The sequence below is a fragment of the Bacteroides caecigallinarum genome (assembly GCF_021530995.1).
Lineage (GTDB): Bacteria > Bacteroidota > Bacteroidia > Bacteroidales > Bacteroidaceae > Phocaeicola > Phocaeicola faecigallinarum.
In genome coordinates this window covers 1-23,045 of the sequence record NZ_JADYTF010000006.1, presented here as the reverse complement: position 1 = coordinate 23,045, position 23,045 = coordinate 1, and the positions used below count along the sequence as shown (strand labels likewise).

At 42.9% G+C, this 23,045-nt stretch carries 20 protein-coding genes; 6 read left to right on the top strand and 14 right to left on the bottom strand.

Going from position 1 to position 23,045, the window contains the following annotated elements; all coding sequences use genetic code 11:
* Positions 1-19: 19 nt before the first annotated feature.
* The 8 genes from bla to uvrA form a co-directional block, all read right to left on the bottom strand.
* On the bottom strand, positions 20-913 hold the full coding sequence (bla, locus tag I6E24_RS01800) for a class A beta-lactamase, subclass A2 (protein WP_235325773.1): 894 nt from the start codon (positions 911-913) through the stop codon (positions 20-22).
* 101 nt (positions 914-1,014) lie between these two features.
* On the bottom strand, positions 1,015-1,671 hold the full coding sequence (locus I6E24_RS01795; RefSeq protein WP_235325771.1) for a DUF1349 domain-containing protein: 657 nt from the start codon (positions 1,669-1,671) through the stop codon (positions 1,015-1,017).
* A 20-nt stretch (positions 1,672-1,691) separates the two neighbouring features.
* Positions 1,692-2,279 (bottom strand): sugar O-acetyltransferase, encoded by a 588-nt coding sequence (locus I6E24_RS01790; protein WP_154044085.1) that lies wholly within the window; start codon positions 2,277-2,279, stop codon positions 1,692-1,694.
* Between the two features lie 39 nt (positions 2,280-2,318).
* On the bottom strand, positions 2,319-3,500 hold the full coding sequence (locus tag I6E24_RS01785) for a DUF418 domain-containing protein (protein ID WP_235325769.1): 1,182 nt from the start codon (positions 3,498-3,500) through the stop codon (positions 2,319-2,321).
* Positions 3,501-3,526: 26 nt separating this feature from the next.
* The gene (locus I6E24_RS01780) at positions 3,527-4,318 is read right to left on the bottom strand and encodes an EFR1 family ferrodoxin (RefSeq protein WP_235325768.1); all 792 of its coding nucleotides are present in this window, start codon (positions 4,316-4,318) and stop codon (positions 3,527-3,529) included.
* Between the two features lie 9 nt (positions 4,319-4,327).
* Positions 4,328-5,779, bottom strand: a complete 1,452-nt coding sequence (locus tag I6E24_RS01775; protein WP_235325766.1) for a potassium/proton antiporter — start codon at positions 5,777-5,779, stop codon at positions 4,328-4,330.
* 189 nt (positions 5,780-5,968) lie between these two features.
* Positions 5,969-6,454 carry a Cys-tRNA(Pro) deacylase gene (gene ybaK / locus I6E24_RS01770; protein ID WP_154044089.1) on the bottom strand — a complete coding sequence of 162 codons (486 nt, stop codon included), beginning with the start codon at positions 6,452-6,454 and terminating at the stop codon, positions 5,969-5,971.
* Positions 6,455-6,570: 116 nt separating this feature from the next.
* Positions 6,571-9,402, bottom strand: coding sequence for an excinuclease ABC subunit UvrA (uvrA, locus tag I6E24_RS01765; RefSeq protein ID WP_235325764.1), 2,832 nt, complete (start codon positions 9,400-9,402; stop codon positions 6,571-6,573).
* A gap of 78 nt (positions 9,403-9,480) precedes the next feature.
* Here uvrA and I6E24_RS01760 point away from each other — a divergent pair, with 78 nt between their 5' ends.
* The 5 genes from I6E24_RS01760 to I6E24_RS01740 all read left to right on the top strand — a co-directional run bounded on the left by I6E24_RS01760 (position 9,481) and on the right by I6E24_RS01740 (position 13,807).
* Positions 9,481-11,277: a PBP1 and LysM peptidoglycan-binding domain-containing protein gene (locus I6E24_RS01760; protein WP_235325762.1), complete on the top strand. Its 1,797-nt coding sequence runs from the start codon at positions 9,481-9,483 to the stop codon at positions 11,275-11,277.
* A complete protein-coding gene (locus I6E24_RS01755; RefSeq protein ID WP_235325760.1) occupies positions 11,274-11,957 on the top strand; it encodes a porin family protein in 684 nt (227 codons plus the stop codon). The genes I6E24_RS01760 and I6E24_RS01755 overlap by 4 nt, the downstream gene beginning before the upstream one ends.
* Positions 11,958-12,058: 101 nt before the next feature.
* Entirely contained in the window at positions 12,059-12,814 is a 756-nt protein-coding gene (locus I6E24_RS01750) for an exodeoxyribonuclease III (RefSeq protein ID WP_154044093.1), read from the top strand.
* Positions 12,815-12,821: 7 nt separating this feature from the next.
* Positions 12,822-13,199: a diacylglycerol kinase family protein gene (locus tag I6E24_RS01745; RefSeq protein WP_235325758.1), complete on the top strand. Its 378-nt coding sequence runs from the start codon at positions 12,822-12,824 to the stop codon at positions 13,197-13,199.
* A gap of 47 nt (positions 13,200-13,246) precedes the next feature.
* On the top strand, positions 13,247-13,807 hold the full coding sequence (locus I6E24_RS01740; RefSeq protein ID WP_235325756.1) for a phosphatase PAP2 family protein: 561 nt from the start codon (positions 13,247-13,249) through the stop codon (positions 13,805-13,807).
* Between the two features lie 22 nt (positions 13,808-13,829).
* Here I6E24_RS01740 and I6E24_RS01735 read toward each other — a convergent pair whose 3' ends face one another.
* The 6 genes from I6E24_RS01735 to I6E24_RS01710 all read right to left on the bottom strand — a co-directional run bounded on the left by I6E24_RS01735 (position 13,830) and on the right by I6E24_RS01710 (position 22,129).
* On the bottom strand, positions 13,830-15,395 hold the full coding sequence (locus I6E24_RS01735) for an ATP-binding protein (RefSeq protein WP_235325754.1): 1,566 nt from the start codon (positions 15,393-15,395) through the stop codon (positions 13,830-13,832).
* 63 nt (positions 15,396-15,458) lie between these two features.
* Positions 15,459-17,039 (bottom strand): ATP-binding protein, encoded by a 1,581-nt coding sequence (locus I6E24_RS01730; protein ID WP_235325752.1) that lies wholly within the window; start codon positions 17,037-17,039, stop codon positions 15,459-15,461.
* 249 nt (positions 17,040-17,288) lie between these two features.
* Positions 17,289-19,139 (bottom strand): leucine-rich repeat domain-containing protein, encoded by a 1,851-nt coding sequence (locus I6E24_RS01725; RefSeq protein ID WP_235325750.1) that lies wholly within the window; start codon positions 19,137-19,139, stop codon positions 17,289-17,291.
* Between the two features lie 349 nt (positions 19,140-19,488).
* Positions 19,489-20,601 (bottom strand): hypothetical protein, encoded by a 1,113-nt coding sequence (locus tag I6E24_RS01720; RefSeq protein ID WP_235325748.1) that lies wholly within the window; start codon positions 20,599-20,601, stop codon positions 19,489-19,491.
* Positions 20,602-20,617: 16 nt separating this feature from the next.
* Positions 20,618-21,337, bottom strand: coding sequence for a TIGR02757 family protein (locus I6E24_RS01715; protein WP_235325746.1), 720 nt, complete (start codon positions 21,335-21,337; stop codon positions 20,618-20,620).
* Positions 21,338-21,559: 222 nt separating this feature from the next.
* Complete coding sequence (locus I6E24_RS01710; RefSeq protein WP_235325744.1) at positions 21,560-22,129, bottom strand: bifunctional nuclease family protein; 570 nt, start codon at positions 22,127-22,129, stop codon at positions 21,560-21,562.
* 178 nt (positions 22,130-22,307) lie between these two features.
* Here I6E24_RS01710 and I6E24_RS01705 point away from each other — a divergent pair, with 178 nt between their 5' ends.
* Positions 22,308-22,826, top strand: coding sequence for a UpxY family transcription antiterminator (locus I6E24_RS01705; RefSeq protein ID WP_235325742.1), 519 nt, complete (start codon positions 22,308-22,310; stop codon positions 22,824-22,826).
* Positions 22,827-23,045 lie beyond the last annotated feature (219 nt).

Here is a 23,045-nt window from a genome sequence, read left to right as displayed (position 1 = left end):
AAAAAGCAACGAACAGTTTTTATTGATTACTAATATTCTTATATACCATAGAAGATATTTCAGCAATTATCCTTTCCGTAGTTTCATAATCCTCAGCAGAGTCTTTCACTAATACAGCTATCAGATAACGGTCACCATTAGGCAAATCAATAAATCCGATATCATTTATGCCAATATACCGTCCATCGGAGTTCTTGTCACCGGTTCCTGTCTTATGCCCTATTATGGCACCAGTGTTTTTCAATGGATACGGCAGCCTGGCAGTGCCCGTAGTACATTCCGTCATTGTTCTATATATAAAATCATAATATTCACCGGAAACTGCATCACCGTCAAGAAATAGATTCATTAGATTTACAGCAGCCATAGGTGTAGTCCAGTTGCTGTAACAGTTGTCAAGATTCTCATGCATGTCGTTTTCATCCATTTCTATTGAAAAATCATCAATACCCAATGAACGGATATATTTGTCAGTATCTTTTACACTGAGAATACGGTTGAACAGAATGTCGCAGGCATTATTGTCACTCATCTGGAGAGTGTATTTCATCAGTTCAGATATGCTTATTCCGAAGTTTCCTTCCGGATATCGGTCGCGCAAAGGACTGTAAGTATTCTCCCTAAGCTCATCTTTTGAGATATTCAGGACTGAATCCAAGGCTTTTCCGTTCTTCTGCATATAGTCACATACAGCTAATGCCTGATGAAACTTGAAGACACTCATCATAGGATATTTATCGCAATTATTCACAGTCAGTGTATCAGTATCGTTTATCATAACTGCTACCCCAATCTTAGCATCGTATTTTATGATACTTTGTAGGATTTCATCTCTTAATGAGTTCAAGGAATTGGCATTTGAGACAACAGAGGCAAAAACCAACAATAAAATAGCAACTGATTTTAGTTTCATATATGTTTTTACTTAAAAGGACACAAAAAAATAATTGACAAAATTAAGCATCTGAATGATTAATCCTATCAATTATTTACATTATAACATTTGTTATGTAATTATTCTTCCGCATTCTTTTTCAACCATTCCTGTCTGCGCATGTCCGGCAGATGTTTAACTGTAAAGTTCTCGAATTTGGCTTCAAATCCGTTTCCGTCCGGTGATGCTGCCATAATGCCTACCTTCATCGGAATATTGTCCTGCATCCACGTATTGCGCATCATTGTGTATTCTTTATCATCGAAAGAATAGAACACCTCTACAGCATCAAGTCTTCTTACAGCCTTAATCCAGATATAAGGAACAGGCTTGTCAAGAGTAATGACACTCCAGTCGGATGTCTTATGAGTAACCACTGTACTAAGATTGTACTTGCCATCGACAAATTCTATTCCTGCCTTGATATAATTCTCATGATCAATCCTCAACATTATACCGGCCTGATCAAATCGCGTCTTGTATTCTCCCGACACCTTTACTTTTGCTTCAAACTCACCACCATATGTAGCATAATAGAAAGGAGCATCGTCCACAGTAAATCCGTAGTGGGATATACGCCAATAGTCACTCTGTGGAGTAACGAACATTGTCATGGTTTTACTATCCTTTATCTCCCAACTTTCCGGTTCATTAAACCAGATCATTTTCTCCAGACTCTGTGCCGATACCGACAAAAGAGCCATCATTCCAAACAAACTTAAAATCAGTTTCTTCATATTTATAATGCTTTATGTGTTTATTCCATTCTGTATTTGTTTTTATCATCCTCGGTCAGTTCACGAATTACTCTGCAAGGATTACCGGCTGCCAAAACTCCCGAAGGTATGTTTTTGGTAACTACACTTCCCGCTCCTATCACCGCATCATCGCCTATCGACACCCCAGGCAGAACAGTCACGTTTGCTCCTATCCAGACATTGTTACCCACTGTAATAGGGAAAGCATATTCCAGTCCCATATTTCTTTTCTCTGCGTCAAGAGGATGACCTGCCGAATAGAAGCCGCAATTAGGAGCGACAAATACATTGTCACCAAATGTCACCTTTGCACCATCGAGGATGACGCAATTCACATTCATATAGAAGTTCTCACCTATTTCGATGTTATAGCCATAATCGCAATAAAAAGGCTGCTCTATCAGAAAGTTATTTCTCGTTTTTCCGAACAGTCGTCGTATTATTTCAGTACGTTCGGCAATCATTGACGGTCTCAAAGAGTTATATTCATAGCATAAATCTTTACATACTGCCCTCTCACGTAACAGTTCTTCATCGTAATTAGCATCATAGAGCAGCCCTTTATGGCATTTTTCCTTTTCAGTCATTTCTTTAAAAGCTTATATAATTATTAAATACAATATTCATTACTTGAGAGTAATCCATGTAAGTTTCTTCCATATCCACTCCAACGGTCCATGTCTGTGAGATGAAAGCCACCACCTGCTAAATGACAACTGTATCATAAATACAAATATCGCTATAACCAAGCACGAAGTTGCTCCTGTATATTTATATAATCCCAAGCCGAAGCCATAAAATAAAGACACGCCTATTATTGACTGCACAATATAGTTTGTCAGACTCATTTTCCCATAAGGGATAAATATACGTTGGAATCTATATCCGTTTCCTGCTCCGAACCACCATATCAAAACAAAGAATGAAACCAGCAATGCCATAAAAAGGAAATTGCATATAGACGTTACTGCAATATTCAACGGCACCATAAGTGCTTCATTACCGGCTACCATTTCCGGATATGTCATCTTGATTATATTGAAAACTAAAAACAGGCTTACAGACCACAACAATACTTTTTTCCATATCATGACAGAATAATCAGATTTCTTGAATAAAGAAAGCCTTCCCGCGGCCATTCCAAACAGAAACAGTCCTCCTATTTGAAAAACACGACCGTTTTCTATCTGCCATAAATTACCATACAACTGCCCGTCGGTGATATTTGACCTCAGAATTTCCAGAAAACTACCGGACTCCATTACAGGCTTTGCCAGATTACCATACACTACCCAGTTATTCCCATATTCCAGAAAAGGAATGTCGCATCCGATACAAATCAGTCTTATCCATTCAACAGGCTGAATAATCATAACCGAAGCCAATATTAGCACCGATTTTGTGGAAAGGCCTGATACTGATACTAGGAAAATTCCCATAACGGAATACAACAAAAGAATATCACCATTATAAAATAAGGAATGAAGCTGAGAAAAAAGCATCAAAAGGATCATTCTCCACACAAATCTCCACCGGAAAGGAAGTCCACGTTTTTTTGCATTATCAAACTGAATAAAAAAGCTAAGTCCAAAAAGAAGAGAAAAAGTGGAAAAGGCTTTTCCTCCAAACAAGAACCATACCGTATCCCAAACACCTTTATCAAGAGCCGTAAGCCAATGAGGCTGACAATCCGGCATATAATAAAGATTATAGTGCTCAAAACAATGTAAAATCACTATTGCAAACAATGCAACACCTCGTAAGGCATCGACAACTTCTATTCTGTCGCTTTTCAATGTGTTATTCATATCTATAGTTTATGGTTTATTTATTATCATTTTCCTGCAAGTACCGGATGAACATATCTTCCTTTACCCACCGACACCTTGCCAAATTCAATAGCCTTAGCCGGACAACGGTGTATGCATGCAGTACACTGTACACAATCCTTTCCTTGCCATACCGGTTTGCCTTTCTGCATAACTATCGTACCTGTTGGACAGACCTTAGCGCATAGTCCGCAGGAAATACACGCATCAGTACTCCGGAAAGACTGCCTGCCTATAACAAATCTCTTAAATACAGGATAGACCACATAACTCTTCAGCCACGACATTCCTGTACGGAGAATCTGAGATTCAGAATAACTACGTGTATTTATAGCTTTTACAATCTGTTCCATACCACTTGGAGCCAAAGCTAGTTTTTCATCCTTCACCGGCTCAGGATCTACACCGAAACCACGCATAAGAATATAGTTATTTGGCATTTTCAGAGAAAAGAAGGCTTCCAGAGGAATACATTTATCTGCAAGTTCCTTACGCACTATCCGGTCTGTATATCCACAATCGTCACCACATGTGCCAATGGCGAATACACGGTTTCCTTTCAATCCGGACAACTGTAACTCCCTGATAAAAGGCAGCATTACCAATGACGGTCCCCAGGAATGTACAGGAAATACGAAAAACAACATTTCCGCCTCATCACGCAACGTATATTTCAGACCTTCAGCCGAATGTTTCCGTATAAACCCGGAGACTTCACATAAAGGTTCATTGAAAGCATTGGATATGTATTGTGCAACCCATAAAGAATTGCCTGTAGCTGAAAAATAAAATACCATATTTTAAATTTAATCTTTCGTATTCTCCGTTATAAACAATAATTTGTCACCTACATGCAGCTCCATCTGTCCGTTAGGAATCAGGAACTCGTTTCCACGTTTGATAAGCATAACCAGCGAACCTTTAGGTATATTCATATCAGCCAGACGGTTACCGTGTACCAACATTTCTTCATTGAGAGTAATATCATGCAGCTGCGAATCTATCTCGTCAGGTAATTCCACTCCAAACTCGTTTCCTTCCTTCTCCAAGGGTAAATCAAGTTTAAGGCAGCGTGCCACAGAAGAGATTGTCATGCCTTGAATAACGAGTGAAAGCAAAGTGATGAAGAACACTATATTGAAAAGCTGGTTCGAACCCTCGATATTCGCAATAACAGGGTATGTGGCAAATATGATAGGCACGGCACCGCGCAGTCCTACCCACGACACAAAAAGTTTCGCCTTGGTACTTATTTTTCTGAAAGGGAGCAGGCATGCAAATACACTCAACGGACGCGCAACTACAATCATAAACACACCGATAAGCAATGCCACTACAGCCGTATCAAGCATCTCATGAGGATTTACCAACAATCCCAAAGTAATGAACATTATAATCTGAAACAACCATGTGAGACCATTCATAAATGTATTTATCTCCTTTCGGTATGACAGTTTCATGTTGCCTACCACAACACCTGCAATGTAAACTGCCAGATAGCCATTTCCTTTCAGCATATCTGTAGCCGTAAAAGTGATGAAAACCATACTGAGAAGAAGTATGGAATAAAGAGATGAATTTGACAGTCCTATCTTATTGGTAAGCCACGACATGAATCGTCCCATGGAATATCCCAAAGCACCACCTATAAGAAACTGCACAAACAAGTCTTTAATCAGAAGACCAATACTGAGAGAACTGCCGCTTGAAATAACCTGAATCAGAACTATAGTAAGCATATATGCCATAGGGTCGTTACTTCCACTTTCCAACTCCAGCATAGGACGAAGGTTTTCCTTCAGATTCATTTTCTGCGAACGAAGAAGACTGAACACAGAGGCCGAATCGGTAGATGACATTGTAGCCGCCAGAAGCAGCGATACCATGAATGTCAGCTCGATATTCGTGCTGTTCCATCCCGAAATATAGAAGATAAACAGTCCGGTAAGTAAAGTAGTCAGAAGAACTCCTACGGTAGAAAGAACTATACCTTCTTTAAGAACAGGCTTAATGTCTGTGAACTTAGTCTCCATACCTCCGGTAAAAAGAATGATACTGAGTGCCATCATTCCTATGAACTGGGCATCTTCGGCACTGTTGAACTGCAACCCTAATCCATCGCTACCGAACAGCATTCCGACAAGGAGGAAAAGCAACAACGTAGGTATTCCGAAACGATAACCAGTCTTGCTTATCAATATACTGGTGAAAATAAGTACCGATCCTATCAAAAGGATATTCTCTGCTGTAAATATCATTGTTATAGTTTTTAATTATGGTTATTATAAAAAATAGGAAAAACGACTGTTCGTTTTTTACGTAAAACTGTAGTGTGAAGTGCGTAAAGCTATTGTTTGTAATGCGTAAAACTGTAGTTTGAAGTGCGTAAAACTATAGTTTGAAGCCAGAGACATGAGCACATCAGGTTATGTCAGGTTTGAAACACATCACTCAAATAATGTGCAGACTTCCGCACGGCTCACCTTAATCAAATCTGCAGGAGCTATCTTAACCTGCAATCCGCGTACTCCGGCACTAACATAGATATAATCGAAATCATTACATGTGTGATGGATATACGTAGGGAAATGTTTCTTCATACCTATCGGCGAGCATCCACCGCGAATATATCCCGTAAGCGGAAGAAGTTCTTTCATCGGGATAAGGTCGCATTTCTTGTTTCCGGACAGCTTGGCTGCCAGTTTCAGATCTATTTCATGTTCTCCCGGAATCACACATACGAAATATCCAGACTTATCGCCATGAAGGACAAGTGTCTTGAATACCTGTTCTATATTCTCACCGAGCGTAGCGGCTACATGCACGCAACTCAAATCATTCTCATCGACCTCGTATGGCACGAGTTCGTATTTTATCTTATCCTTGTCCAACAGTCTTGCCACATTGGTCTTGGATATTTTTTCTTTAGCCATAACTTTATAATGTTATAATTTTAAACAATGTTTAAATGCCGTTTAAAAGCTATTTAAATACTTTTTAAAAGCTGGTTAAACAGCATTCATAATTACGTCTGTATAGATTAAACAATTTATTTCTGATTTAGTTCTTCTTTAAGGAATTTAGGTGTATATCCTTTATCAGACATAGCCACTTCCTCAGGTGTTCCGCACGAAAGCAACTGTCCTCCACCCTTTCCGCCTTCAGGTCCCATGTCGATGATATAGTCAGCCATCTTTATAACATCAAGGTTATGTTCTATAACCAGAACTGTGTTTCCTTTGTCCACCAGACGGTTGAGTACATTCATCAGTACACGGATATCCTCGAAATGCAATCCTGTGGTAGGTTCGTCAAGAATATAGAAAGTCTTTCCTGTATCTTTCTTCGAGAGTTCGGTAGCAAGTTTCACACGCTGGCTCTCTCCACCGGAAAGAGTGGTTGAGGGCTGTCCCAACTTGATATATCCCAAACCTACTTCCTGAAGTACCTTTATCTTATTCAGTATCTGAGGGACATTCTCGAAAAACTCCACAGCACGGTTTATTGTCATATCAAGCACGTCGGCTATGGACTTTCCTTTGTATCTTACTTCCAATGTCTCACGGTTATATCGCTTTCCATGACATACCTCGCAAGGCACAAGCACATCCGGCAGGAAGTTCATTTCTATGGTCTTATATCCGTTTCCTCCGCAAGCCTCACAGCGTCCTCCGGCTACATTGAACGAAAAACGTCCAGGCTTGTAACCACGTATCTTTGCTTCCGGCAGACCTACAAACAGGTTTCTTATATCCGAGAACACTCCGGTATATGTAGCCGGATTTGAACGCGGAGTACGCCCAAGCGGCGACTGATCCACATTTACCACCTTATCTATATTCTCCAGTCCTTCAATACGGTCGTATGGCAAAGGGTCCTGAAGCGAACGGTAGAAATGTTGCGAAAGTATAGGTTGAAGAGTGTCGTTGATAAGTGTTGACTTACCGCTTCCCGAAACACCTGTCACACAGATAAGTGTTCCCAAAGGAAATTCCACATCCACTCCTTTCAGATTGTTTCCCTTGGCTCCGAACATAGACAGTTTCTTGCCGTTGCCCGGTCTTCTTTGGGCAGGTATTTCTATCTTCATTTCACCATTCAGATACTGCGATGTCATAGTGTGTGTCTTCAGCATCTCCTGCGGAGTTCCTGCAAATACCACTTCACCGCCCAATCGTCCTGCCTTCGGTCCCATATCCACTATATAGTCCGATGCCAGCATCATGTCCTTGTCATGCTCTACTACTATCACCGAGTTGCCTATATCTCTAAGACTTTTCAGGGAGTTTATCAGTCGGACATTATCTCTCTGATGAAGTCCGATACTAGGTTCATCAAGGATATAAAGTACATTTACAAGCTGCGAACCAATCTGTGTTGCAAGGCGGATACGCTGGCTTTCGCCACCCGAAAGACTGACAGAAGTACGATTGAGAGAAAGGTATTCAAGTCCCACATCAAGCAGGAATTTCAGACGGGTACGGATTTCTTTCAGAATCTCCTGAGCTATGACTTTCTGCTTACTGTCGAGATGTTCCTCCACTCCCTGAAGCCATTCATAAAGCTCGCTGATATCCATAGAAGCAAGCTCATAAATATTCTTGTCGTGCAGACGGAAATGCAATGCCTCCTTATTAAGCCTCATCCCCTTACACTCAGGACAGACATCAGTCTTGGCAAACTGTTCAGCCCATTTCTGAGCAGTGGCAGAAGCATCTTTCTCCTGCATCATCTGTATATACTTTACTATCCCTTCGTATTCCACAAAATAGTCGGACGAGGTATGAACGAGCGAACTGTCTATCTTCAGACGCTCGTCGCAACCGTAGAGAATCTCATTGATGGCATCGTCAGGCAATTCGCTTACAGGAGTTTTCAGTGTAGCCTCATGTCGTTCGAACAATGCGCTGAGTTGCCAGAAGATCATTGCATTCTTATACTTACCGAGCGGTGCGATAGCTCCTTCATATACAGATAGAGAACGGTCCGGTATAACTTTGTCAACGTCTATCAGATTGACATATCCCAGTCCCTTGCATCGCGGACATGCACCCTGCGGAGAATTGAAAGAGAAATTGTGCGGTGCCGGCTCACGATAAGAAAGTCCTGTGACCGGACACATCAGGCGCTTGCTGTAGTGACGCACGCTTTCTGTCTGGGCATCAAGTATCATAAGCAGGCCGTCTCCCAGCCGCATGGCTGTAGCCACACTCTGGCGCAATCTTTTATCCTCTTTCTCGGTTACAACCGTTTTATCCACTACCACTTCTATATCGTGGTTCTTATATCTGTCAAGCTTCATGCCGTGAGTTATTTCTCTCACCTCACCATCAACCCTTACGTATAGGTAACCCTTCTTACGCACCTGCTCGAACAGCTCCTTATAATGTCCCTTACGGGTACGAACCAATGGAGAAAGTATAAAGATACGCTTTCCCTTATAATCACGGTTTATAAGTTCTATGATTTGTTCCTCGGTATATTTCACCATCTTCTCTCCCGAAAGATAGGAATATGCCGTAGCTGCACGCGCATAGAGCAGACGCAGATAGTCGTATATCTCGGTAGTTGTACCCACAGTGGAACGCGGATTCTTGTTGGTCGTCTTCTGCTCGATCGAGATAACCGGACTCAGTCCTGTAATCTTGTCAACATCAGGACGTTCCATTCCACCAAGGAAATTTCTGGCGTATGCGGAGAATGTCTCTATATACCTGCGCTGTCCCTCGGCGAAGATTGTATCGAATGCAAGCGACGACTTACCGCTTCCACTCAGCCCGGTGATAACCGTAAGGCTGTTACGCGGTATTTCGACATCTATATTTTTCAGATTATGTACACGTGCTCCCTGCACGCTTATCGTTTCTTTTCCTTCTGTCATATCTTAATATTCAGTGAAACATTGCAAAGATAATGCTTTTTTCGTACTTTTGCCCGTAAATAATCATATAGCTGAAAAATGAAATTTATTCAATCTGTATTTCTTGCACTGGCAATCATTGCCGGAAGCAGCATCAAAGTAATGGCTCAGGCTACAGCCGAGAGCGGATATTTCCTTCACACAGTAACCAAAGGCCAAAGCCTATACTCTATATCAAGTATGTACAACGTCACCATTGACGACATTGTACGTCTCAATCCAGGCAGCGACAAGCAAATCCGAGAGGGAGCTGCACTTAAAATTCCACAGGCAGCTACAACAAACTCCGACAAACCTGTATTCCACACAATACAAGCAGGCGAAACTTTGTACCGTCTATCGGTGAAATATAATGTCACCACACAGGCTATATGCGAAGCCAATCCAGGACTGAGTACAGAGAATTTCCGCTCGGGACAGGTAATAATAATTCCGGTACAGTCAGATTCCAAGCCACAAAAAGAGACTCCTAAAATCGAAGAACAGGAGAACACAAACGTGAAGATGAACGACTGGAAAGACATGCATAAAGTGGAAAGGAAAGAAACCATTTTCAGCATCAGCCGTGAATATGGCATAACAGAAGAAGAATTGATAGCAGCAAACCCTGAGTTGAAGAAAGGTAAGCTGAAAAAAGGTACATTCCTTTTCATACCATACGGAAAGAATGACAAGAAACAAGAGTCAGAATCACAACCTATAACAAAAGAACTTACCAACGAAGAGGTTTTCAGTCAGAACGAAGAACTGAAAAAAAACATAAAGACTATCAAAGCGGCAGTAATGTTACCTTTTATGGCAGGTACAAGCACCAATATGGATGAGCAAGTACGAATGGTGGAATATTACGAAGGCTTCCTTATGGCAGTGGATAGTCTGAAAAAACAAGGTGTATCCATAGATCTTTACACATACGACACGAAAGGAAGAGAAGCTACCCTGAACAGCATCCTCTCAAAAAAGGAAATGAAGAATATGGACATAATATTCGGTCCGGCAAAAGCACAGGATATTGATGTTCTGGCAACATTCGCCGACAAGAACAACATACGTCTGGTAGTCCCGTTTGCTCCTAAAGTAGATGAGGTTTTCAAAAATCCTCACATCTATCAGATAAATACTCCACAGTCATATCTGTATTCCGAAGTTTACGAACACTTTACACGCAAGTTCAGCGACAGCAACGTGATATTCCTGAACGCAAGCAATGGTGACAGAGAAAAGGATGAGTTCATCAAAGGTATGAAGACAGAATTAAGGAACAATGGCATAAGCTATCGCGATTTTACCGTAACTGATAATTTTTATGAGATAACTACAGTTATGGATACGCTGAGAAACAACATATTCATACCTACTTCAGGAAAAAGTACCGCACTGGTAAAAATTCTTCCACAATTGACACAGATCCGACGCGAACGTCCAAACTATATGATGAACCTGTTCGGCTATCCTGAATGGCAGACTTATACAAACGACTATCTTGCAAGTTTTTACGAAATAGATACTTATTTCTATTCGTCATTCTATACAAACAATCTTTTCCCTGCTGCTGTCCATTTCACCAACTCATACCGCCGCTGGTACAGTAAGGACATGGCAAACATATACCCGAAATACGGAATGTTGGGATACGACACAGGATATTTCTTCCTAAAAGGTCTGTCTAAATACGGAAACAAGTTGGAGGAAAATCTGAACTCAATACAGGTGACACCTATACAGACCGGTTTCAAGTTTGAAAGGGTAAACAACTGGGGAGGATTTATTAACCGGAAAGTATTCTTCGTACACTTCTCTAAGGATTATGAACTGATAAAACTTGACTTTGAATGATAAAAAAAATATATATACTCTATTTGCTTGGTATTATCCTTGGCTTTAATGTTTCTACAGCCAACGCCCAGTTGCAGGAACAAAAACATAACTTTTCCATAGGTATAAACGGAGGAGTCAATCTGGGAAACGTTGATTTCTCACCAAGAATAAAACAAGGTTACTTAATAGGTCCGCAAATGGGATTTACCGCCAGATATATATCAGAGAAATATTTCAGCATGATTTGCGGTATTCAGGCGGAGGTCAACTACTCCCAGCGCGGATGGAAAGAGGTGATAGAAGACGGAAGTGGTGACAGCTACCAACGAGCTATGAACTATGTAGAAATACCGCTCATGGCTCATCTGGCGTTCGGAAAAGAATATGGCAACGGAGCACGTTTCATCCTTAACCTCGGTCCGCAAATAGGTTTCCTTCTTAATGAAAAGGAAACTCATGCCATTCCTTCAATACAAAATGAACAATACGGCAAAGCTGCAGAAAACGGTTTCGACTATGGACTGATTGGAGGTGGAGGTCTGGAGATACGTACCGGCATAGGACATTTCCTTCTTGAAGGCAGATACTATTTCGGACTTAGCGATTTCTTCAACACAACAAAAAAAGATTATTTCTCACGCTCTGCACATACTTACATATGCGGTAAAATCACTTATCTTTTTGATATAACGAAGTGAGATGTTAGTTTTTAGTTGTTAGTTTCTGTCCGAATGGTTATGACAACTAACAACCGACAACCCGTAACTCTCAATTATTAATTCTTAATTATTAATTAAATATGCGCCTTATTTCATGGAACGTAAACGGAATCCGCGCCTGCTGCGACAAGGGTTTCCGTGATTCATTCAAGGCACTTGATGCCGATTTCTTCTGCCTGCAGGAAACAAAGATGCAGGAAGGACAACTTGACCTCAGTTTCGAAGGATACACATCATACTGGAATTATGCCGAAAAGAAAGGCTATTCTGGTACAGCAATATTCACACGTCACCAGCCTCTGAACGTAACATACGGCATAGGCATTGACGAACATGACCACGAAGGACGTGTGATAACACTCGAAATGGAAAACTTCTTCCTTGTAACAGTATATACCCCTAATTCACAGGACGGTTTGAAACGTCTTGACTACCGAATGACATGGGAAGACGATTTCAGGGCATACATCAAGAACCTTGACAGCAAAAAACCGGTACTGGTTTGCGGAGACCTGAATGTGGCACACAAGGAAATAGACCTGAAAAATCCAAAGACTAACCGCATGAATGCCGGATTTACCGACCAGGAAAGAGAAAAATTCCAGACATTGCTCGATGCCGGTTTCATTGATACTTTCCGTCATTTCTATCCTGACATGGAGAATATCTATTCCTGGTGGTCATACCGTTTCAAGGCACGCGAAAAGAACGCAGGGTGGCGTATTGACTATTTCGTGGCTTCTGCACGCCTTGCTGATAAACTTCAGGGAGCAAAAATACATACAGAAATATTCGGTTCGGACCACTGTCCGGTAGAAGTAACCATCGATTTATAAAGTAAAAATGAAGAACGACGGGTTCACACTCAGAAAAAGACTCAGGAGCTTCAAATTTGCCTTCAACGGAATAAAACTCCTCATAACCAAAGAGCACAACGCATGGATACACTGCTCTGCTGCATTCTGCGTCATAATTGCCGGATTTGCTTTCGACATATCCACTACAGAATGGATAGCAGTAACGTTTGCTATTGGAACAGTGCTCGCAGCAGAAGCTGTAAACTCGTCCATCGAAGCCATTGCAGACCTCGTTTCGCCTGAATATAATGAAGCTATCAAACGTACAAAAGATCTTGCTGCAGGAGCAGTGCTGATTCTTGCCATTTCAGCAGCCATAGTAGGATTGATAATATTTGTCCCTAAAATAATGGAAATGCTCTGATAAACTAACACACCAAAATTTGCATTTCTATACTAAATGATAAAAATATGATTAAAAGAATCAGCATATTATTTATGGTTTGTACAATGTCATTTTCCATAAGCGCACAAACCATCGAAGTTACCGGAAGTCGTAAGGCTGTCCGTACATCGGGAGATGTAGGCGCAGTACTTTTACCTGTAGCCGGACTGACCGCTATTCTTATAAACAAGGACTGGCAGGGACTAAAACAAGGAGTGTTTGCTGGAATAACAACTCTTGGAGTGACATACGCACTGAAATATGCCGTTAAAAAAGAACGTCCTGACCACAGTAACTTTCACTCCTTTCCTTCTATGCACACGTCAGTATCATTTGCGGCAGCGTCTTTTATACAGCGCCGCTATGGCTGGAAATGGGGAGCACCGGCATACGTGCTGTCCACGTATGTAGGCTGGAGCCGTGTCTATGGCAAGAAACACGACTGGTGGGACGTCGCAGCTGGAGCCGTTATCGGTACTGCAAGCTCATACATATTCACACGCCCGTTTGCAAAAAGACATAACCTTACGATAAGTCCCGTAGCAGGTGACGGCCATTACGGGGTTTATGCTTCGATGAATTTCTGATAAAAAGAAAAATTCATTTCCTTCAGACCGTTTTCCAATCCCCTATCGTTCCGGTTTCGGAAGAGAAGCTTGCACCTATCTTATAAAGGGTACGTGTATCCGAAGCGTATTCATTGGCATAACCTTTCTCTTCTATCTGGCGCAACGCCTCGTCCGCCGTGCCGTCCAGCTTGAACTCAAAAATATAAACATATTGAGGTGTCTCAAGCACGCAGTCCACACGGCCCTGGCTCTGCACTTTCTCGACATAAACGGTATAGACGCTTATCAGGCGGAGAATCAGGTAGAACGTATATTGGAAGTAGCGTTCACGCTCCACCTCATCGTCTTTGCGGCGCATCGTATAGGGGATGCTCGAAAGGAAAGAGGTGAAAAGACTGCACAGTCTGTCGGTATCGCCTGCCCGCAACGTACGTACCACATCACGAATCCAACCACCCGTCTCTTCTGAGGGTTTCAGATAAGATGAAGCCAGAGCAGTCAGGAAACCGTTCTTGACCTCATTGTTCGGAAAGTCAAGAAGGAAAGTATTGAACTCCATGTCGTAATCCTTGATGGTCAGATAACCGCTCTGATATATCATAGGAAGCGGACGTTCCACATCAGCCTTGTAGTCGATGAACTCTTCAGTACGATAATACTTGCCTGTCAGTTCGTTCATGTTCTCCTTGAAATGGGCAAGCAGACGGATAAGATATGTCGGAGTGCCGGAACTGAACCAATAGTCCTGAAGACGAAGGCTGTCAAGGGCATTGAGCAAGCTGAAAGGATTATAGACATCGGTCATGTTGTCACTGAAATGGTAACCGTCGTATTTCTGTTTTAAAAGAGACTTCATTTCCTCAAAAGAGCAACGGCTTCTTTCTGCCATGGCAGATACAGGCTCGACAAAATAGCTGTCAAGCTCTTCCTGAGTGATTCCGCAAAGGGTCTCGTAGCGGGCGTCCATGCTGATGTCCTTGGGCTGGTTGAAGCCGCTGAACACACTAACCTGAGAGAATTTCGTTACTCCCGTGAGAAGTACGAACTGGAGGTGGCTGTCGGCTCCCTTGAATACAGAATAGAATCCTTTCAATACGTTACGATGACGGTCTTCCAGACCGTAATCAGTATCCAGAACATCCAAGATAGGCTTGTCGTACTCGTCTATCAGGACTACGGCACGACGGCCTGTCTGCTCGTGGGCGGCACGAAGGACTTCCATAAAACGTCCTCCCAAGTCAAGACTGTCATCATCCGAAACAAGGCCATACTGCCTTTCCCAATCCCTCAAATAAGCATACAGGCGTTTCTCCAAAACGCCTTCCTCCAAGAAGTTCGATCCATTGAAGTCCACATGAAACACAGGATGCACATTCCAGTCCTTCTCCAGGCTGTCTATCTTCAGTCCCTTGAAAAGCTCCTTATGCCCTAAGTAATAATTCTTTAGCGTGGAGACAAGGAGGCTTTTACCGAAACGGCGCGGACGGCTAAGGAAATAAATCTTGCCTTCGTGGGTAAGTTTATATACCAGGTCGGTCTTGTCGATATAGACATAACCGTCTTCGATTATCTGCTCAAAACTCTGGATTCCTATAGGGTATTTCATGTCGGTCGATTAAGAATTAAAAATTAATAATTAAAAATTAAGAGATAAGTTGTTAGTTCTTAGTTATTGGTTATTGGGTTCTATACATTTCCAGTCTCCTATCGTTCCCGTTTCGGAAGAGAAGCTTGCGCCTATCTTATAAAGGGTACGTGTATCCGAAGCGTATTCATTGGCATAACCTTTCTCTTCTATCTGACGCAACGCATCGTCCGCCGTGCCGTCCAGCTTGAACTCGAAGATATAGACATATTGAGGTGTCTCAAGCACGCAGTCCACACGGCCCTGGCTCTGCACTTTCTCAACATAAACGGTATAGACGCTTATCAGGCGGAGAATCAGGTAGAACGTATATTGGAAGTAGCGTTCACGCTCCACTTCATTGTCTTTGCGGCGCACCGTATAGGGGATGCTCGAAAGGAAAGAGGTGAAAAGACTGCAAAGTCTGCCTGTATCGCCACCTTCCAAAGCATCCAGCACGTCAAAAATCCAACCCTCCACACGCTTCTTAGGCTGTAGATAAGAAGTGGCAATGGCAGTCAGGAAACCGTTCTTTACCTCATTGTTCGGAAAGTCAAGAAGAAAAGTATTACGGCGCATGTTGTAGTCTTTGATGGTAAGATAGCCGCTCTGGTAAATCATAGGTAAAGGCTGTTCAACATCCGCCTTGTAGTCGATGAACTCTTCCGTACGATAATACTTGCCTGTCAGTTCGTTCATGTTCTCCTTGAAATGGGCAAGCAGACGGATAAGATACGTCGGAGTGCCCGAGCTGAACCAATAGTCACGGATACTTTTCTTGTTGAAAGCATTCAGCAGACTGAAAGGATTATAGACATCGGTCAGGCTGTCGCTGAAATGATAACCGTCGTATTGTCCTTTCAGTCTTTGCATCATCTCTTCCTCCGTACAATGGTAAACGAATGCCATATCCCTGACTGGCTCGGAGAAATAAGTCCGGAGCTCTTCCTGCGTTATGCCGCAAAGGGTCTCGTATCGTCCGTCCATGCTGATATCGTCTGGCTGGTTGAAGCCGCTGAACACACTAACCTGAGAGAATTTCGTTACTCCCGTGAGAAGCACGAACTGTAGATGACTGTCCGCCACCTTGAACACGGAATAGAATCCTTTCAAGACGTTGCGGTGTCGGTCTTCAAGACCGGAATCTGTATCCAGAACATCCAAGATAGGTTTGTCGTACACATCAATCAGGACTACGGCACGACGGCCTGTCTGCTCGTGGGCGGCACGAAGGACTTCCATAAAACGTCCTCCCAAATCAAGGCTGTCAGCATCCGAAACAAGACCATACTGCCTTTCCCAATCCCTCACATAAGCATACAGGCGTTTCTCCAAAACGCCTTCCTCCAAGAAGTTCGATCCATTGAAGTCCACATGAAACACGGGATGCACATTCCAGTCCTTCTCCAGGCTGTCTATCTTCAGTCCCTTGAAAAGTTCCTTATGCCCCAAGTAATAGTTCTTCAGTGTGGAGACAAGGAGGCTTTTACCGAAACGGCGCGGACGGCTAAGGAAATAAATCTTGCCTTCGTGGGTAAGTTTATATACCAGGTCGGTCTTGTCAACATAGACATAACCGTCTTCGATTATCTGCTCAAAGCTCTGGATTCCTATGGGGTATTTCATGTTATTCAATTAAGAATTAAAAATTAAAAATTAAGAACTGAACCAACGGTCAGCGAAGCTAAAGTCAACGATACCAATTTACAATTAATAACGGGCGTACGTTTGGAACAAAGATACAAAAATAGGCAGAAAAACAAAAGAGCTGTAAATTTTATTCTTTCGTTTTTCTGCCTGATATATTACTCTTTCACATTCTGCAAATTTTAAGACCGCTGTACGGTTTTCAAAAATCAGTTATGAGGAAGGGGTTTACCAGTGGGCGGTGCTGCCTAAATCTTTCACTTCCACAGTGACGCGTTCGTTGTAGCTCCAATTCTTCCACATGTTATTCCACTTCGTTTCCTGTGCCGATGTCAGGATAAGTTTCAGATTCTGGGGCTCGCCCGCGGCGTCCGTCTGGTTGCCGCAATACAAGCTATTCAGGTTAAGATTCCTGATATCAAGCTCGGTAAGGCGGTTTTCGGAGCAATCCAAAACTGCCAGATTGGTCAGGCTCCCCACGGACAGCGCGGTTAGCTGGTTGTCACCGCAATTCAAGTTTTTCAGCTGGGTCAGCTTCTCGATATCAAGCTCAGTAAGCAGGTTCGTACCGCAATTCAATTGTTCCAGCACGGTCAGATTCTCTACAGGCAATGCGGTTAGCTGGTTGTTGTCGCAATTCAGTACTGTCAGCTCGGTCAGATTCCCTACAGGCAGCTCAGTTAGCTGGTTGTAGGAGCAAGACAATTCTGTCAGCTGGCTCAGATTCTCCACAGGCAGCGCAGTTAGCTGGTTGTCGTTGCAACGCAAGTTTGTCAGCTTGCTCAGCTTCTCCACAAGCAGTGCGGTTAGCTGGTTGTTGGAACAATACAGTAGTGTCAGATTGGTCAGATTCTCCACAGGCAGCGCGGTTAGCTGGTTGTCACTGCAATACAAGTTTGTCAGATTGGTCAGTTTCTCCACAGGCAATGCGGTTAGCTGGTTGTCACCGCAAGACAAGCTTGTCAGATTGGTAAAGTATTCTATGCCGGAAATATCGGTCAGATTCTTACCTTCGATATTCAGTGATGTTACCGCTTCTATTGCTTTCTTGTTTTCTTCGGTCAGGAGCACGGTGCCACCGCCACCGGTCACTTCCCATCCCACTTGGTTACCCACCGCATTGATAAACGCCGGGTTGGTAATCGCCTCCTGGTAGGTGGCGCCGCTGAGGTCGATGGTTCCCAAGTCGAGAATCATGCCTGAGGCGAGATTCGTATCGCCGATGCCGCCGCTGGCAGTCTTGGTGAAAGAGGTGCCGTCCCGACGGGTAAAGGTCAGGGAGAAACCGTTCTTCAGCGCGGCGGGTTGTCCGCTATCAGTATTCACCGAAGGCGCTACCACAAAGTAATAGTCCGTACCGGTAGTGAAAGACCCGGTCAGGGTCACGTAGGGAACTGCCGCCATAACCATTTCCATACTCGGCGTATATCCATACTGTGCAGTACCGGAGAGGCCTGTTCCTCCCAGGTCGGTCAGCGTCACGCTCTCCAGTTCGTCGGCATTTCCGCAGCTGATGCTGAACTTCACCAGCGCGCAGAGGTTCTGGAAGCTCAGGTCGCCTCCCATGTCGGCAGTCATTGCCCACGAGGGGTTCAGCCCGGTGTCAAAGCCTCCTGCCTCGGCCGTCTGCACGGTCGGGAGGGTAAACCCAAGCATCGTCATCGCAGAGCTCCACTCACATCCCGCAAACATGTCCCGCGGATAGACGGCTATGTATTGCAGGGCATCCGCTTCGGCTGTGCCGGTAAAGGTAGCGGTGGGAGCTGCTGCCGACAGGTCGGTGGTAAAGGGGCTGCCCGGTTCTTCTACATAAAACTCTTCGGATGTGCAGGAGTATACGCCTATCACGTCATCGGGAGTCCAGTACACCGCATGGGAACCTTGCTCATCGCCCGGTTGCAGCGAGGTGCGCGTGCCGGCCGCCGGGGCGGGGGCGTTGGCGGTAAAGGTCATGGTCACTTGGTTTCCCGCAGGCGTGGTCTCCGGTTCGCCGAAAGTCTCGTCGTTGCCGCAGGCGGTAAAGCTCAGCGCCAGTGCGACTAAGGGCAATGCCCCGAAAAGATGTTTCATTGTTTTCATTGTCTTCGTCCGTTTTTTTAGTTGTCCCATACACCATTCCAGTGAGTTTCTTCAAAAGATTCATTCGAGGAACCATAACTGTCTACGCTTCCGCACAGCACGCCCTCGTTCTGTACTTAAATAATTTCACACTTGGGAGCCTCATAAATATTACACTCCGATTTTGTCTCTTCGTAATTTCTCATCCTATTTTTCAAATTAATCTGTTAATAAAAAACCGTTCACCCTTATTACGGGAAAACGGCGCAAAATTAACCTCTATGAATGACACACGAGGGACAATCTATGAAAATATGAGGGACAATTTAAGGAAAACAGTATTTTTTTACCGCACCAATGCCATGTTATTTTAAGAATACAACTTCAAATTCCGGCTATATGTCTTGACATTCGAGAAGCCACTGTTCACGGCTATTTCTTCCCTGTCGGCCGACGGATGCTGTTCCTTATATTTGATGGCTGCCTTTATGCGAAGACGGTTCACCTCGGCATAAAACGAGTCGAAACGTTCGTTCATCACCAAAGATACATATTTACTGTTGCTCTCCAACGCATCGGCAATGTCCGACAATTTAAGGTTAGGATTAAGGTAAAGTTTCTGTACGGTAAGAGCATGACGGATTTTTTCCTCAAGCTCATCCATGGTAGCGGCAGGAAGCGTGAAGGTATTATCCTTGTCCGCAGTCTGAACGGAAGAAATAATCTCCTCAATTTTTTCGGTAATTGCGGCTCCGGTCTCTTCCACCACATTACCGAGACCGCTACGCTGCGGATGAAGTATCTTAATCAGAATCACAACATGCATGACAGCAACGCAAACCTGAAGCAGCATGTTGTAGGCACGACTGCCGGAAACGAAAAGTATCCATGAGGCAATGATATAAACCAACGGAAGAAACACCACAAAACCGGCAAAACGCACAGGAAAATCATCGTCGTTGGAATATTCCTCTCTGTGATGTTTCCTTATCTGACGGTAAAGCCGCAACGTGACGTGAAGCAACTCAAACATTATAAGCAAGGAATACGCACCTATGAAAGGCATCAATATTCCACGGTGACGATATAGCACATCGCCCCCAATCCACGCAAAAGCCCACAATGCCGCTATCAGCAGAAAAGGCATGATACCGACAATGAAGAACACCGGCAAACGATGTTTCTTCTCATAAAAGAAAAAATGGCGGAAGGAAATAACGGCGGCTCCGGGAAGGAACAGAACGAGAAAGACCTGTACGAAAAGCCACGCGTCGGGACTGTCCATGCGGAAAAGCCATACTGCGGGCATGGCAAAACATGTATAGACAAACGTTATCAGCTTGCGGGCAGGATAGAAATATTCCTCATGCTCATCGAAAGGACGGCATAAATGGAAATAACGCACCAACGCACAAAACAGCGACGAGCAGACCATAACCAGACAGACTGCCGCATAGTATATTTCAGGTTCACGTAATATCATATCTGTATCTGTTATTCTACAGTTCGTCTGTATCCTTGTTGTTCACACCATAGCCGAAGAGGGAGAAATCGCCCATACACGGGTCGCCGGGGAATATCCCGTTAAGGGCGTCTGTTATCCTCTTGGCGTTTGTGAGCGAGAACACGGGCTTGTCCGTAAGGCCGAGAAGATGAGCCACACGGCATACGTGGGTGTCAAGAGGAATAATCAGGTCGGCGGCAGACATCCTTTTCCACACACCGAAGTCAACCGGCGAGTCCTGACGTACCATCCAGCGCAGGAACATGTTTAACTTTTTCTGAGGCGAACGGTCGGACACCTCAAGAAACGCGCATAGTTTCTGCATAGGTGTTCCGGCATATTCCAATAGCCTGTCTTCCAAAGTTTTTCCTTCGGAATAGACGGAATAAAGTTTTTCAAGATAAAAACGGAAGTCGGAATGCGATACCATCCTGTAGAAACTGCTCTTGTCGTCGGCACAGAAATCATCTCTCCACTTTCCGGAGAGAATATATTCAAGAGGTGAATGCCCCATAATGACGTCCAGCTCGTCCGCCTTGCGAAGTATCATCTTGCGGTTGCCGAAACTGAGGACTGCCGTCAGCAAGCCCGAAATCTCAATATCCTTCTGCTCAACATATCTGTGTGGAAACTGCACCGGATCGTCCGGAATAAACGATGCGCAATGGTAAGTGGCAGCCCACTCTTTCAATAGTTTTATAGTTTCTGTTTCCATAATTATTCTGTTTTTTTCCAATAAAAAGGCTAGGCATAAAAAAAGGGAATCTTCCCAGACTCCCAATCTTCATTAACCTTAAATCTAATACCATGAAAAACACAGTGCAAATATACAGGTTTTATGTTATGTAACATATAAAATACAAAAGAAAAATTTTATATTTAACTTTTTTACACAATAAAATTATACTAATACACCTCTTAAGAATATTTATTAACACTAAGTATTACTTTTCCTCCTCGAAATTTCATCCCTAAGCATCGCAGCCCTCTCATAATCTTCATTATTAACAGCAGCCTCCAAATCCATTTTCAACATATCTGTACCTACAGAATTTAGCGGCATACTAAATCCGGAGCCATCGGGTGTTACAAGGCGTATTTTTTCCTTTTCAAGCAATTCTTCTAAAACATAGACAGGATATCCCATTTTAAAGGACAAAGCCAATGCGTCTGTAGGACGTGAATCTATTTTAAAAGTGCTTCCATCAGAGCGTTTACAATAAACATAGGAATTGAAAATGCCATCATTTACATCATATATAACAGCCTTATCTATAGAAACGCCTGCCTCATGCAATATAGAATTGACAAAATCGTAAGTCAATGGACGAGGAGATTTATAACCTGTCATGCATGTCCTCAAATCTGTAGCTTCCCTATCACCTATAATCATGGCTAAACGCCTTCCTACCTCACAACTGGTAACTTCTTCCAAAATCAGAGCGTGCGATGTAGACGGCTTTAATAAATTAGATATTCCTATTAAAATAACTTCTATTTCATTCATATAAATCTGCTATTACCATATCAATAACAAATATAGTGAAAAAAATATAGCTTACACTATAAATCATGAAATAATAGAAAACACATAACAAAGAAAGTTTTACAGAATAAAAATGTAGTATTGATTTTTATTTATATTTTTGCACAATTTAAAATAAGAACTAAACAGCAAAGTACAGATGGAAAACGAACATTGGTATGCGATGTACGTAAAAATGCATCACGAAAAAAAAACAGCAGAAAAACTTTCCAATATGGGAATCACTAACTATTTGCCATTGCAGGAAACCATCAGACAATGGAGCGACAGAAAGAAAAAAATACAAGTGGTTATTATTCCTATGATTATATTTGTAAAGTCGAATGAAAAAACCAGAATTGAAATTCTAAAGAATGTCCCTTCCATAAACGGTACAATGATAGATAAGGCCACACATAAACCGGCTATAATAAGAGACGAAGAAATGGAACGCTTTATGTTCATGTTGGATTATTCAGATGAGGCTGTACAATTTACTAATGAACAATTAAAACCGGGAGAAAAAGTTGAAGTAATTAAAGGCCCATTATGCGGACTGAAAGGTGAACTAATAGAAATAGACGGAAAAAGCCAAGTTTCTGTCAGACTTAACATGCTGGGGTGTGCAATGGTAGAAATGCCTGTTGGCTACCTGAAAAAGATAGAAAACCAAGAGTGATGGCATCAAATTGACACACATAAATCATTAAAACAGCAAAAATGAAATTTTTACTTGCCGTTTTAATGATTTTTTCTAATTTTGCAGTCATACGTGCGACAAGAAGTCGTACAAGTAATTGTTCAGCATGATGTCTGAACCTGTTGTTCCGTCAACAGTAGCCTAAAGAGGCGTGCTTTACGAGTAATTGTTTGGTGCGAAGCCCTCTTGACAATATGG

Excerpts from the sequence above, each read along its gene's own strand:
- bla (WP_235325773.1), bottom strand. The coding sequence starts at position 913 with ATGAAACTAAAATCAGTTGCTATTTTATTGTTGGTTTTTGCCTCTGTT.
- I6E24_RS01795 (WP_235325771.1), bottom strand. The coding sequence starts at position 1,671 with ATGAAGAAACTGATTTTAAGTTTGTTTGGAATGATGGCTCTTTTGTCG.
- I6E24_RS01790 (WP_154044085.1), bottom strand. The coding sequence starts at position 2,279 with ATGACTGAAAAGGAAAAATGCCATAAAGGGCTGCTCTATGATGCTAAT.
- I6E24_RS01785 (WP_235325769.1), bottom strand. The coding sequence starts at position 3,500 with ATGAATAACACATTGAAAAGCGACAGAATAGAAGTTGTCGATGCCTTA.
- I6E24_RS01780 (WP_235325768.1), bottom strand. The coding sequence starts at position 4,318 with ATGGTATTTTATTTTTCAGCTACAGGCAATTCTTTATGGGTTGCACAA.
- I6E24_RS01775 (WP_235325766.1), bottom strand. The coding sequence starts at position 5,779 with ATGATATTTACAGCAGAGAATATCCTTTTGATAGGATCGGTACTTATT.
- ybaK (WP_154044089.1), bottom strand. The coding sequence starts at position 6,454 with ATGGCTAAAGAAAAAATATCCAAGACCAATGTGGCAAGACTGTTGGAC.
- uvrA (WP_235325764.1), bottom strand. The coding sequence starts at position 9,402 with ATGACAGAAGGAAAAGAAACGATAAGCGTGCAGGGAGCACGTGTACAT.
- I6E24_RS01760 (WP_235325762.1), top strand. The coding sequence starts at position 9,481 with ATGAAATTTATTCAATCTGTATTTCTTGCACTGGCAATCATTGCCGGA.
- I6E24_RS01755 (WP_235325760.1), top strand. The coding sequence starts at position 11,274 with ATGATAAAAAAAATATATATACTCTATTTGCTTGGTATTATCCTTGGC.
- I6E24_RS01750 (WP_154044093.1), top strand. The coding sequence starts at position 12,059 with ATGCGCCTTATTTCATGGAACGTAAACGGAATCCGCGCCTGCTGCGAC.
- I6E24_RS01745 (WP_235325758.1), top strand. The coding sequence starts at position 12,822 with ATGAAGAACGACGGGTTCACACTCAGAAAAAGACTCAGGAGCTTCAAA.
- I6E24_RS01740 (WP_235325756.1), top strand. The coding sequence starts at position 13,247 with ATGATTAAAAGAATCAGCATATTATTTATGGTTTGTACAATGTCATTT.
- I6E24_RS01735 (WP_235325754.1), bottom strand. The coding sequence starts at position 15,395 with ATGAAATACCCTATAGGAATCCAGAGTTTTGAGCAGATAATCGAAGAC.
- I6E24_RS01730 (WP_235325752.1), bottom strand. The coding sequence starts at position 17,039 with ATGAAATACCCCATAGGAATCCAGAGCTTTGAGCAGATAATCGAAGAC.
- I6E24_RS01725 (WP_235325750.1), bottom strand. The coding sequence starts at position 19,139 with ATGAAAACAATGAAACATCTTTTCGGGGCATTGCCCTTAGTCGCACTG.
- I6E24_RS01720 (WP_235325748.1), bottom strand. The coding sequence starts at position 20,601 with ATGATATTACGTGAACCTGAAATATACTATGCGGCAGTCTGTCTGGTT.
- I6E24_RS01715 (WP_235325746.1), bottom strand. The coding sequence starts at position 21,337 with ATGGAAACAGAAACTATAAAACTATTGAAAGAGTGGGCTGCCACTTAC.
- I6E24_RS01710 (WP_235325744.1), bottom strand. The coding sequence starts at position 22,129 with ATGAATGAAATAGAAGTTATTTTAATAGGAATATCTAATTTATTAAAG.
- I6E24_RS01705 (WP_235325742.1), top strand. The coding sequence starts at position 22,308 with ATGGAAAACGAACATTGGTATGCGATGTACGTAAAAATGCATCACGAA.